11 protein-coding genes and 1 pseudogene are annotated in these 11,372 nt (G+C 58.3%); 7 read left to right on the forward strand and 5 right to left on the reverse strand.

Going from position 1 to position 11,372, the window contains the following annotated elements; translation table 11 throughout:
• Positions 1–63 precede the first annotated feature (63 nt).
• Both QK293_RS24020 and QK293_RS24025 read left to right on the forward strand, forming a co-directional pair.
• Positions 64–3,015, forward strand: coding sequence for a DUF748 domain-containing protein (locus QK293_RS24020; RefSeq protein ID WP_282381841.1), 2,952 nt, complete (start codon positions 64–66; stop codon positions 3,013–3,015).
• The gene (locus QK293_RS24025) at positions 3,015–3,311 is read left to right on the forward strand and encodes a DUF2845 domain-containing protein (protein WP_282381843.1); all 297 of its coding nucleotides are present in this window, start codon (positions 3,015–3,017) and stop codon (positions 3,309–3,311) included. Before QK293_RS24020 ends, QK293_RS24025 begins: the two co-directional genes overlap by 1 nt.
• Before the next feature lie 219 nt (positions 3,312–3,530).
• Here the strand turns inward: QK293_RS24025 and QK293_RS24030 are convergent, their stop codons facing one another.
• The 3 genes and pseudogenes from QK293_RS24030 to QK293_RS24040 all read right to left on the reverse strand — a co-directional run bounded on the left by QK293_RS24030 (position 3,531) and on the right by QK293_RS24040 (position 5,303).
• Positions 3,531–3,884 carry a BON domain-containing protein gene (locus QK293_RS24030; RefSeq protein ID WP_282381845.1) on the reverse strand — a complete coding sequence of 118 codons (354 nt, stop codon included), beginning with the start codon at positions 3,882–3,884 and terminating at the stop codon, positions 3,531–3,533.
• A gap of 332 nt (positions 3,885–4,216) precedes the next feature.
• Positions 4,217–4,520, reverse strand: a pseudogene (locus QK293_RS24035) (group II intron maturase-specific domain-containing protein); the annotation flags it as partial.
• 366 nt (positions 4,521–4,886) lie between these two features.
• Positions 4,887–5,303, reverse strand: coding sequence for a pilin (locus tag QK293_RS24040; protein WP_282381847.1), 417 nt, complete (start codon positions 5,301–5,303; stop codon positions 4,887–4,889).
• A 224-nt stretch (positions 5,304–5,527) separates the two neighbouring features.
• On the opposite strand from QK293_RS24040, the gene pilB reads away from it, so the two are divergent.
• The 5 genes from pilB to yacG are packed head-to-tail and all read left to right on the forward strand — an operon-like array spanning position 5,528 to position 10,139.
• Positions 5,528–7,228, forward strand: coding sequence for a type IV-A pilus assembly ATPase PilB (gene pilB / locus QK293_RS24045; RefSeq protein ID WP_282381850.1), 1,701 nt, complete (start codon positions 5,528–5,530; stop codon positions 7,226–7,228).
• Positions 7,229–7,230: 2 nt separating this feature from the next.
• Positions 7,231–8,448, forward strand: a complete 1,218-nt coding sequence (locus QK293_RS24050) for a type II secretion system F family protein (RefSeq protein ID WP_282381852.1) — start codon at positions 7,231–7,233, stop codon at positions 8,446–8,448.
• Between the two features lies 1 nt (position 8,449).
• On the forward strand, positions 8,450–9,322 hold the full coding sequence (locus tag QK293_RS24055; RefSeq protein WP_282381854.1) for an A24 family peptidase: 873 nt from the start codon (positions 8,450–8,452) through the stop codon (positions 9,320–9,322).
• Positions 9,319–9,942, forward strand: a complete 624-nt coding sequence (gene coaE / locus QK293_RS24060) for a dephospho-CoA kinase (protein ID WP_282381856.1) — start codon at positions 9,319–9,321, stop codon at positions 9,940–9,942. Before QK293_RS24055 ends, coaE begins: the two co-directional genes overlap by 4 nt.
• Positions 9,939–10,139, forward strand: coding sequence for a DNA gyrase inhibitor YacG (yacG, locus tag QK293_RS24065; protein ID WP_223485972.1), 201 nt, complete (start codon positions 9,939–9,941; stop codon positions 10,137–10,139). Before coaE ends, yacG begins: the two co-directional genes overlap by 4 nt.
• A 3-nt stretch (positions 10,140–10,142) precedes the next feature.
• On the opposite strand, the gene QK293_RS24070 is transcribed toward yacG, so the two are convergent.
• Both QK293_RS24070 and QK293_RS24075 read right to left on the reverse strand, forming a co-directional pair.
• Positions 10,143–10,358: a hypothetical protein gene (locus tag QK293_RS24070; protein WP_033054332.1), complete on the reverse strand. Its 216-nt coding sequence runs from the start codon at positions 10,356–10,358 to the stop codon at positions 10,143–10,145.
• A gap of 63 nt (positions 10,359–10,421) precedes the next feature.
• Positions 10,422–11,111: an energy-coupling factor ABC transporter permease gene (locus tag QK293_RS24075; RefSeq protein WP_282381869.1), complete on the reverse strand. Its 690-nt coding sequence runs from the start codon at positions 11,109–11,111 to the stop codon at positions 10,422–10,424.
• Positions 11,112–11,372: the final 261 nt, after the last annotated feature.

The following is an 11,372-nucleotide window of genomic DNA, read 5'->3' on the forward strand; positions in this document are numbered from 1 at the left end:
AAAGCATGATCACTTCGGAACCGGAAACGCGTGTCATACTCCAACGCACTCCGATTCAGACAGATGAAACCGCACATGCCCAAAGGATTGATTCGCGCTATTGGCGCTCTGTTGACCGCTCTAGCCCTCTACAGCCTGCTGGGGTTTCTGATTTTACCGGGCATCGCTTTGCGGGTGGCCAACCAACAATTGGCCAGCTACGCGACGACGCCCGCCACGATTTCGCGGATCGAACTCAACCCGTTCAGCCTTGAAGTAACCCTGTGGGGCTTGATCATCGGCGATCCGGGCAAGGAGCAGGTCGGCTTCGAGCGGCTGTATGCCAATCTCCAGATCGACAGCCTCTGGACCAAGGCACTGCACCTGTCCGATATCGAAATAGACAAACCCAAGACCGAAATCCTCTTCGGCAAGGACGGCAAACTCAATCTGCTCGGCCTGTTCAAAATACCCGCCAGCGAGCCGACCCCGGTCGACCCGAACGCCAAACCGTTCCCGCTACGCGTGGAGCGCATCAAACTGGCCGACGGCTATGTGCACTTCCAGGACGCGCGCCCTCGCGAGCCCATCGAGTTCCTCTACGACAAGCTCGATTTCGAGCTGAAGAACCTCAGCACCCTGCCAGAAGATAACGCCGACATGACCTTGGTGGCCGTCGGCCCTTCCGGTGGGCAGATCGACTGGACCGGTAATTTCAGCCTGATCCCGATCGCCTCCGAAGGTAAATTGAAAGTCACCGATGCCAACATGAAAGTCTGGTGGCCTTACGTTCGCGACTCGGTGCCGCTGGATCTGGAAAACGGCACCCTGAACCTGAGCACCGATTACAAGCTGAACCTGTCCAAAAAAACCGAACTGCTGCTGAGCAATGTCGCCGTCAGCATCGCCCCCTTCAACATCAAGGCTCCAGATGGTCGGCCGCTGGCGAAGCTTAAGCGGCTGGACATCAGTGAAACGACCGTAGACCTGGCCAAGCAGCAAGTGGTCGTCGGCAAGATCCGCAGCCAAAAACTGGAAACCTGGGCCGCCCTCGAAGCCGACGGGCAACTCGATTGGCAGAAACTGTTCGCCAGCCAACCGTCCAAACCGGCCGTCAAAGCCAACGCCGAGCCGGCCAGCACCCCGGCAGCCGCCGACTCACCAAAGCCTGAGCCGGCGCCGCCGAGCAAACCTTGGCAGGTGCTGCTCAAAGACGTGCAACTGCGTGATTACCAGGTGCATCTGGCCGACCGCAAGGCGCAACCCGCCGTAGCGCTGGACGTCGGCCCGCTGAACCTGGACCTGCAGAATTTCGACAGCCTCAATGGCTCGCCTTTTAACCTCAAGCTCGACACCGGTCTGGGCAAGCAAGGCAAGATCACGGCAGACGGCGTCGTCAATCTCGCCCCCGTCAGCGCCAAGTTAAACGTGCAGACCAAGGACATCGACCTGCGCGTCGCCCAGTCCTACATCAACCCGTTCATTCGCCTGGAACTGCGCAGCGGCATGCTTGGCAGTGATCTGGCGGTCGACCTGAAAAGCACCGAGCCGCTGGCGTTCAGCGTCACAGGCAAAGCCCAGGTCGATCAACTGCATACCCTCGACACCCTCAAAACCCGCGACTTCCTCAAGTGGCAGCAGTTGGTGCTCGAAGGCCTGAATTATCAACACGGCGACAGCCTGTCGATCAACAAGGTCACCCTGTTCCAGCCTTATGCGCGCTTCATGATCAATGATGACCGCACCACTAACGTCGACGATCTGCTGATTCCGCAACCGCCCGACTCAGGCGCCAAAACGGCTGCAGCCAAACCTGCCGGCAAGGAAAAACCGCTGGGCATCCACATTGGCGGCATTGCCATCAATGACGGCTCGGCCAACTTCGCCGACTTCAGCCTGACCCCGAACTTCGCCACCGCCGTGCAGCAGCTCAACGGGCAGATCGGCACCATCGACAGCCGTCAGGCGAAACCGGCCAGTGTCGACATCAAAGGCAAGGTCGACCGCTATGCGCCGGTGACCATCAAGGGCTCGGTCAACCCGTTCGACCCGATGGCCAGCCTCGACATCACCACCAGCTTCAAACGGGTGGAACTGACCACGCTGACGCCCTACTCCGGCAAGTTCGCCGGCTACCGCATCCGCAAGGGCCGACTCAATCTCGACCTGCATTACCTGATCACCAAGGGCCAGCTCAAGGCCGAAAACAAAGTGGTGGTCGAGCAGTTGCAACTGGGGGAGAAAGTCGACAGTCCGGACGCCGTGAGCCTGCCGCTGAAACTGGCGATCGCATTGCTCAAGGACATCGACGGCAAAATCTCCATCGAGCTGCCGGTGACCGGCGACCTGAACAACCCGCAGTTCAGCATCATGCCGATTGTCTGGCAGACCCTGCGCAACCTGATCGTCAAAGCCGCCGCCGCGCCGTTCAAAATGATTGGCGGGCTGGTCAGTGGCGGGGGTTCGGAGGATTTGGGCACCGTCTCGTTTGCGCCAGGTTCAAGCGACCTGAGCAAGGATGCCGAGGGTTCGTTGGTCAAACTGTCGCAGGCCCTCAAGGAACGTCCGGCCTTGCGCCTGGAAATCGAAGGCACGGCTGCCGCAAGCAGCGATGGCCCGCTGATCGCCGAGCAACGTCTGGAACGGGAATACCAGTATAACTACTACAAAATGCTCCAGCGCCGCGGTGACAAAGTGCCGGCGCAGGCCTCGCTGCTGCAAGTGCCGGACAGCGAGAAAGGTTCGCTGCTGGAAGGGATCTACCGCACGCGCCTGAAGACGCAGCCGCCTGCCGAATGGAAGGACCTGGGCAAGGAAGAACGCACCGCAAAAATGCGCGAGGGCGTGATCAAGTTCTGGAGTTCCAGCGACGTTCTCTTACGCCAGCTGGGTCAGGAACGCGCCAGCAGCATCAAGGACTATCTGGTCGACAAGGGTCAGTTGGCCGATGACCGCGTGTACTTCATCGACGCTAACCTTGGCGAAGCGGAAAGTGACGGCCGGGTGGTTACACCGCTGCATCTGGATGCCGAGTGATGGGCGCGAAATGGCTGATGAGCCTGGCACTGGCAATGGCCGCCAGTCAGGCCTCGGCCGCCGATACCCTGCGCTGTGGCAGTCAATTGGTCAGTGTCGGGGACCGGTCCAGTGAAGTGCTGCAGAAATGCGGTGAACCGGTCAGCCGTGATCTGTTGGGCTACAAGCGCAGCGCTAACCGACGGGAAGAGTTTCAAGTCGAGGAATGGACCTACGGGCCCAGCGGCGGGATGTACCAGTATCTGCGTTTTGAAGGTAATCGTTTGAAGCAGATCACCAGCAAGCGTGGCAACTGAGAATTAACCTTCACCTGCCCGCATGCTCTTTGTAGCCGCAGGCTTCGCCAGCTGCTACACAGATTTTTACCAATCCACAATAGAACAGGCCCCGACACGAATGCCGGGGCCTGTAATGGCCACATCCTTATGGCCTTCGCATGAACTCTCCAGAGGAGGCAGGCGTATTGCTCGGCCCGCCTGCCGCGCCTTCTCCCAGTCCAGGCGAGAAGTCTTGCCTTACTCGGCTTTCAGGCCGTCAGCGGAGACCGCTTTGACGCCTTTGATTTTCTTGGTGATGGCCACCGCGGTGGCTTTCTGAGCGTCTGTCACCGCAACGGTGGACGACAGGGACACAACGCCTTTGTTGGTTTCAACCTTGATGTCAGTACCAGGAATGCCTTTTTCAGTCACAAGGTCTGCTTTGACTTTGGTAGTGATCCAGGTATCGGAAGTAGCTTCTTTAGCTTCGGTCACTTCACCGGCGGCCAGAACCATGGGTGACTGGGTAGCCTGGGTCTGAGCAAATGCAGCGTTGGCCATGGTCAGGGTCAGCGCGGTAGCAGTAGCGGCAGCGATAGCGAACTTCTTCATACGAGTAACTCCTGTTTTTCTATAAAGTCTGCTGCGTGTCTTGTCAGCAGGGTTACTGGAGATATTGCGAACGCTGTGCCAACTTTGAGACATGAAATAAATCCTTATAAATCATTAGCTTAGTAGAATGACCAATTTTCGGAATCATGCAAATTGCATGACCTCGCTGTTATCGACATGCAAGTTGCGGGTTTTAACGCAGGCCTAAAGCCATGAATTGTCGGGATTTTCTTGCCGGCGTGATGACCATCAAATTCCAGAATCGAGTAGGAGGCGGATTTACATCCGCCGTCCTCTCACACCACCGTACGTACGGTTCCGTATACGGCGGTTCAGGTTACACAGCTAAGCCGATTTATCGTATCCAGTATCGAGACCAGCCCGAGTCGGTCCCACAGCTTCTTCGGCAGCGCCTGATTCATATGAGGCGCTCCCGAGTTCCACCATGGGCCTCGGCCATTGACTGCCGATTTACACGCCCGCGCCTCATTAAGTCCCAAGCGTATCAAGTTGCGCGCCCTCGTAGAGGGCCGCTTCCATTGACGCCAGACGACACAACGAAGCTTGTGACGCACCCAGCCGTCCAGTTCCTCAAGGCCGTTTGCTTTGGCTCAGCTTGAAGTAGCCCGCCCAACCACCCATCTCCCAGGGTAATTCGCGCGACCTACCTGCTTATGCCTGTCGGATCTACGACGTAGCGTTCCGTGCAAGTACTGGACTTTGAAGATTTTGGCCGTCTTACCCCGCTGCGCCGCCTCTATCCGCTTCCTGTTCGTCAGGCCAGCATTTTGCCTCGGGCTTCCTTCAGATTCGCAGTCACCCGCGACACCCTTGCCTCTGGCTAACACTTCCCCTTGCCGGGTGTGTAGAGGACTTTCACCTCCAGGTCACCAGCGTGGCCACCACAGCCCAGCTGGTTGCGCTTGCGCGCAACGCGCCATGCCTGGCGCACCAAAAAAATACCCCGCCATTAAGGCGAGGTAGGGGGCAGCCGGCGCTAAATCAAACGCCTGGGCAGCCAGTAGTCGAATAATCCTTGGCGGCATTGGTTACGCAAGTCCAACCGGCAGTCGCGCTACGAGAAAGGGTAACGGTCTTGCCCAGTACAGGTGCCGGGGCATTGATCAGCGTACATACAATGGTTCCGGTCCCCGCGGCAACAGTCCCCGTCACCGTAAGGTTGCAGTTCTGAGTAGCAGCAACAGTCGCATTGACGTTGGCAATGGTCGGATCGGCGGCCCCTGCGTTAATGACATCTTCATAAGGCACTTTCAGCGCCGAAATTTCGGCAATACCCGCCGTGACTTTGGCCCGCGCCTGGTACTTGGAATATTGCGGCAGCGCAAACGTCGCCAGAATCCCGATGATCGCCACCACGATCAACAGCTCGATCAGAGTAAAACCTTTTTGAGTATTCATAGACAAGCTCCGTGCATGAGTCGAAATCTCATGATCTGAACTAGTCGCAGCACAGCCCATGCCAAGCCCTTCGCCCCGTGTTGGGGGGCGTGCGAGCGTCACACACTCCTTTCCTACCCCCAGAATCCGCACTATCTGACACTTTTTGTCACCTGAACGTCGCTGGTTTGGTTCCTCCGCTTGACTAGGCTATAAGTCATGAACTGTCTGCGTCCGGTATCCCAATGAATGACATCGCCCTTAGCGGTCTGGCCAAGCAATTGGTCCTGGCCGAGCTGCTCACTGACAAAAGCGCGCAACAGGCGTATCAGCAAGCCCAACGCAATCACACCTCCCTGGTCAGCTACCTGGTGCAGAACAAGCTGGTGAAAAGCCGCCAGGTCGCCGAGATCGCGTCGGAACACTTCGGCATGACCTTGCTCGACCTCAACTGCCTGGACAATGACACCCAACCAAAGGGTCTGGTCAGCGAGAAACTGATCCGCCAGCACCGCGCCCTGCCCCTCTGGCGGCGCGGCAACAGGTTGTTCGTGGGCGTTTCCGACCCGACCAATCATCAAGCCATCAATGACATCCAGTTCAGCACCGGGCTGAACACTGAAACCATCCTGGTGGAGGAGGATAAACTCAGCGACGCCATCGAAAAGTTCTTCGATACCCCAGGCACCGGCTTGGAAGACATGGCCGATGTCGACCTTGATGGTGTGGACATCGAGTCGATCGATGACAACAAACAGGACGCCATCGCCGGCCAGGATGCCGATGACGCGCCGGTGGTGCGCTTCGTCCACAAAATGTTGCTGGACGCGATCAAAAGCGGTTCTTCCGACCTGCATTTCGAACCCTATGAAAAAACCTACCGCGTTCGGATGCGTACCGACGGTATTTTGCGTGAAGTCGCCAAACCACCGATTCAACTGGCCAATCGCATCGCCGCGCGGCTGAAAGTCATGGCCAGCCTCGACATCTCGGAACGGCGCCGGCCCCAGGACGGGCGGATCAAGATGCGCCTGTCCAGGAGCAAATCCATAGACTTCCGGGTCAACACCCTGCCGACCCTATGGGGCGAGAAAGTGGTGATCCGGATCCTCGACCCGTCCAGCGCTCAAATGGGCATCGATGCCCTCGGCTATGAGCCCGATCAGAAAGACCTGTACATGGCCGCCCTCAAGCAGCCACAGGGGATGATTCTGGTGACCGGGCCCACCGGCTCGGGCAAAACCGTGTCGCTGTACACCGGGCTGAACATTCTCAATACCGTGGACATCAACATCTCCACCGCCGAAGACCCGGTGGAGATCAACATGGAAGGCATCAATCAGGTCAACGTCAATCCCAAACAGGGAATGGACTTCGCCCAGGCGCTGCGCTCATTTCTGCGACAGGACCCGGACGTGATCATGGTGGGCGAGATACGCGACCTCGAAACCGCCGAAATCGCCATCAAAGCCGCCCAGACCGGTCACCTGGTGCTGTCGACTCTGCACACCAACAGCGCCGCCGAAACCCTGACTCGCTTGCACAACATGGGCATTCAGGGGTTCAACATTGCTACCTCGATCAGCCTGATCATTGCCCAGCGCCTGGCACGCAAGCTGTGCAGCCATTGCAAGAAATCCATCGAGATTCCCCGTGAGGCGCTACTCAAGGAAGGCTTCCCCGAGGAACGCATCGGCTCATTCACGATCTATGAGCCAGTCGGTTGCGATCACTGCAACAACGGTTACAAAGGCCGAGTCGGGATTTATGAGGTGGTGAAGAACACACCGGACCTGCAACGGCTGATCATGGCCGAAGGCAATTCACTGGAAATCGACATTCAGATGCGTAAGGACGGTTTCAACGACCTGCGTACGTCGGGCCTGCTCAAGGCCATGCAAGGCATCACCAGCCTTGAAGAAATCAACCGGGTCACCAAGGACTGAATATGGCGGTCAAAGCAGCAAAAATCAGCGTCTACGCCTGGGAAGGTACAGATCGCAAAGGTACCAAAATGACCGGTGAGTTGAGCGGTCAGACCCCGGCGTTGATCAAGGCCCAGTTGCGCAAGCAGGGCATCAACCCCGGCAAGGTACGCAAGAAATCCACTTCGATTTTCAACATGGGCAAGCGCATCAAGGCCCAGGACATTGCCCTGTTCACCCGGCAGATGGCGACCATGATGAAAGCCGGTGTACCGCTGTTGCAGTCCTTCGACATCATCGGTGAAGGCTTTGATAACCCGGCGATGCGCACACTGGTAGACGAGGTAAAACAGGAAGTCGCAGCGGGTAACAGCTTCGCCGCTTCCCTGCGCAAAAAGCCCCAATACTTCGATGAGCTCTACTGCAACTTGGTCGATGCCGGCGAGCAGGCCGGGGCTCTCGATACCCTGTTGGAGAGAGTGGCGACCTATAAGGAAAAGAGCGAAAGCCTCAAGGCCAAGATCAAGAAAGCCATGACCTACCCGCTGGCGGTGGTGTTCGTTGCGGTCATTGTGACCGGGATATTGCTGGTCAAAGTGGTGCCGCAGTTCGAATCGGTATTCAAAGGGTTTGGCGCCGAATTGCCGGCTTTCACGGTGATGGTCATTGGCTTGTCGGAGTTCATGCAGGCGTGGTGGTGGATGATGCTTGGCGTGCTGATCGCGGTGATCTTCGGCGTGCGCCACGCCTTTAAAACGTCGCAGGGCTTTCGGGACCGGATGGACACCTGGTTACTGAAACTGCCGTTGATTGGCACGCTGATGTACAAGTCTGCCGTGGCCCGTTACGCCCGCACACTGTCGACCACCTTTGCCGCCGGGGTGCCGCTGGTGGAAGCCCTGGATTCGGTGGCCGGCGCGACGGGCAACATCGTATTCAAGCGTGCGGTGCTGCGTATCAAGCAGGACGTATCCACCGGCATGCAGCTGAATTTTTCCATGCGCACCTCCGGCATCTTTCCCAACATGGCGATTCAGATGACCGCCATTGGCGAAGAGTCCGGCGCACTGGACGACATGCTCGACAAAGTCGCGAGCTTCTACGAGGACGAAGTGGACAACATGGTTGATAACCTCACCAGCCTGATGGAGCCGTTCATCATGGTAGTGCTGGGTGTTATCGTCGGTGGCCTGGTGGTTGCAATGTACCTGCCCATCTTCCAACTCGGCTCAGCGATCTGACATGCCCTTGAACGACATTCTGACCCTCTACCCGCCGGCTTTCGTGATCGCAGCCATGGTGGTCGGCCTGCTGATTGGCAGCTTTCTCAACGTGGTGGTTTGGCGCCTGCCAAAAATGCTTGACCGCGAATGGCGCCTGGAGGCCCATGACGTGTTGGGCTTGCCAAGCGAGACACCGCTACCGACTTTCAACCTCCTGCTGCCCCATTCCCAGTGCCCTCATTGCGGCCATCGAATCCGCGCGTGGGAAAACATTCCGCTGCTCAGTTACCTGTTTTTACGGGGACGGTGCTCGAACTGCGCGGCAGCGATCAGCAAACGCTATCCGCTGACCGAACTGGCGTGCGGTCTGCTCTCGGCGTTCATCGCGTGGCATTTCGGTTTCGGCTGGCAGGCCTGCATGGCGCTGGCCCTGAGCTGGGGGTTGCTGACGATGAGCCTGATCGATGCCGAGCACCAACTGCTGCCGGATGTGCTGGTGCTGCCGCTGATGTGGTTGGGACTGATCGTCAACAGCTTCGAGCTCTTCGTGCCCCTGCCTGACGCATTGTGGGGCGCGGTGGCCGGCTATATGGCGTTGTGGTCGGTGTTCTGGCTGTTCAAGCTGATCACCGGCAAGGACGGCATCGGCCACGGTGATTTCAAGTTATTGGCAATGCTCGGCGCCTGGGGTGGCTGGCAGATTTTGCCCCTGACTATCCTGCTGTCATCGCTCGTAGGGGCGATCATCGGGGTGATTTTACTGCGCCTGCGCAACGAGAAAACGTCGACACCGATCCCCTTCGGACCCTTTCTGGCGATTGCCGGCTGGATTGCCTTGCTCTGGGGTGGTCAAATAACCGACTTCTATTGGCAATCTGTCGGTTTGAAATGAATACCCCTGTGGATAAACCCTGGATTCTCGGCATGACCGGCGGCATCGGCAGCGGCAAAAGCGCGGCGGCCCAGCACTTCATCGACCTGGGCGTGCACGTAGTGGACGCTGATCATGCGGCGCGTTGGGTGGTGGAACCGGGGCGCCCGGCGCTGGCAAAGATCGCCGAACACTTCGGCCCCGGCGTCTTGCAAGCCGACGGGCAACTGGATCGCGCTGCGTTGCGCAAACTGATCTTCGAAGTGCCAGAGGAGCGCCGCTGGCTTGAAGCGCTGCTGCATCCGCTGATCGCCAAGGAAATCGCCGATCACCTGGCCAAGGCACAATCACCTTACGCGATTCTGGTTTCGCCGCTGCTGATCGAGTCCGGGCAGTACGCCATGACCCAACGGGTCCTGGTGATCGATGCCCCGGAACAGCTACAGATCGAGCGCACCCTGCAGCGTGACCAGACCAGCGAGCAACAGGTCCAGGCGATCCTCAAGGCCCAGTCCAGCCGACAGGACCGCGTGAGCCACGCCGACGAGGTGGTGGTCAACGACCGCGACCTCGCCTGGCTGCACAGCGAGGTCGAACGCCTGCATCACTTTTACCTTACTTTGCGTGGAGGCCAGTCATGAGCCAAACCCCAACCGTCGAATGCCCAACCTGCGGCGCCCCTGTTGAATGGAGCCCCGAGAGCAAATTCCGGCCTTTCTGTTCGGACCGTTGCAAACTGATCGACCTGGGCGCCTGGGCGTCGGAAGAACACAAGATTCCAGTCAGCCCGGATGCCGAAGATGAACTGTTCAGCGAAGACTTTGACCCGCGCCACTGATCTTCAAGGCCGCATAAAACCGTAGTCCTGGCTGTCATCGAGGTTTTCCGCAAGAAAACGCAACTCATCGGCCAGGTCTTCGGCGCTGCGCACTGCCTTGCTTTGTTGCACCACTGCACTGAGCAAGGCGCGCAGGCTCAACCCCGGATCAAACCCCACTTCCTGCGCCCCATCCAGACTCTGGCGCAACTCCTGCCTTGCCCATTCGTAGACACTCATTTCGATGCTCCTGAAGGTTTTCACCAGCATGGATTCGTGAGCGTTTTTTGCATTTGATGTGGATCAAGATTTGGGATCGTCGTCTTTCCAGGGCGCCGAAAGGTAGCGCGTGCGATTGAACGTTTCCAGCCACTCGGGGCAAAACACCACCAGCGCGCTGACCACCATGCCGTTGATAAATGCTTCCGGGAAAATCAGCAGCCACAGATAACCGACAAAATCTTCCAGCCAATAGGGCATGGCGAAACGTTCGTTGAACCACAGCAACCACAGCGCCAACAGCAGGCACAGCAACGCCGATAGCGCCGCTGCAAAAAAACCGGACACGAAGATATATACGAAGGGATTACGCGGCTGCGCTCGCTCCACCAGGATCGCGCAGCACTCGGTGACCAGCACCGGCAGCAGAATCAGCAGCGCGCCGTTGACCCCCATCGCCGCCAGATCTTGTCGCCCGAGCAGCACTAATCCCGCTTGCGCGACCAACCCGCCGACCATTGCCAGCGGCCAGTCTAGCAACAGGGTGACGGCGGTCATGCCGATAAAGTGGTAGGACACGCCGGTGTCGAAGTCTTGTCGCACCAGCCAAAGCATGAACAACGCGAACACCGTACCGAACAACAGATGTTGGCGGCGGCTGTCGCTGAACAGTTCGACCCAAGGTGCTCGCGCAACGGCCCAGATCAGCACCGGAACATAGATCAACCACCCCGCCGTGAGGGTTTCAGGAGACAGTAATTCGGCACCGATCATGGTAAGGCGCACTCCTTTGTCTTGGTCGAAAGAGGACAGGTTCTCAGTCTACACCGGGCTTTGAGTGCCTTCGATTTCGGGCGTTTACGATGGGGGGCATATCCGTTTCTGCGGTAGCGGCGGCTGGCGGTTTCGCTTTTACAGCGAGTCACTTGGAAAAGCCCCAAGTAACCAAGGGCTTTTGCCCCGCCATTCGGTGCCTCGCCTAGGCTCGGCATGCCCTCACTCCGGCATTGCTCCGGGGGCCCGCCGCCATCGGCC

The sequence above is a fragment of the Pseudomonas sp. AL03 genome (assembly GCF_029960815.1).
GTDB lineage: Bacteria > Pseudomonadota > Gammaproteobacteria > Pseudomonadales > Pseudomonadaceae > Aquipseudomonas.

What these genes read in the sequence shown, in the direction of transcription:
- QK293_RS24020 (WP_282381841.1), top strand. Translation starts at nt 64, where the DNA reads ATGAAACCGCACATGCCCAAAGGATTGATTCGCGCTATTGGCGCTCTG.
- QK293_RS24025 (WP_282381843.1), top strand. Translation starts at nt 3,015, where the DNA reads ATGGGCGCGAAATGGCTGATGAGCCTGGCACTGGCAATGGCCGCCAGT.
- QK293_RS24030 (WP_282381845.1), bottom strand. Translation starts at nt 3,884, where the DNA reads ATGAAGAAGTTCGCTATCGCTGCCGCTACTGCTACCGCGCTGACCCTG.
- QK293_RS24040 (WP_282381847.1), bottom strand. Translation starts at nt 5,303, where the DNA reads ATGAATACTCAAAAAGGTTTTACTCTGATCGAGCTGTTGATCGTGGTG.
- pilB (WP_282381850.1), top strand. Translation starts at nt 5,528, where the DNA reads ATGAATGACATCGCCCTTAGCGGTCTGGCCAAGCAATTGGTCCTGGCC.
- QK293_RS24050 (WP_282381852.1), top strand. Translation starts at nt 7,231, where the DNA reads ATGGCGGTCAAAGCAGCAAAAATCAGCGTCTACGCCTGGGAAGGTACA.
- QK293_RS24055 (WP_282381854.1), top strand. Translation starts at nt 8,450, where the DNA reads ATGCCCTTGAACGACATTCTGACCCTCTACCCGCCGGCTTTCGTGATC.
- coaE (WP_282381856.1), top strand. Translation starts at nt 9,319, where the DNA reads ATGAATACCCCTGTGGATAAACCCTGGATTCTCGGCATGACCGGCGGC.
- yacG (WP_223485972.1), top strand. Translation starts at nt 9,939, where the DNA reads ATGAGCCAAACCCCAACCGTCGAATGCCCAACCTGCGGCGCCCCTGTT.
- QK293_RS24070 (WP_033054332.1), bottom strand. Translation starts at nt 10,358, where the DNA reads ATGAGTGTCTACGAATGGGCAAGGCAGGAGTTGCGCCAGAGTCTGGAT.
- QK293_RS24075 (WP_282381869.1), bottom strand. Translation starts at nt 11,111, where the DNA reads ATGATCGGTGCCGAATTACTGTCTCCTGAAACCCTCACGGCGGGGTGG.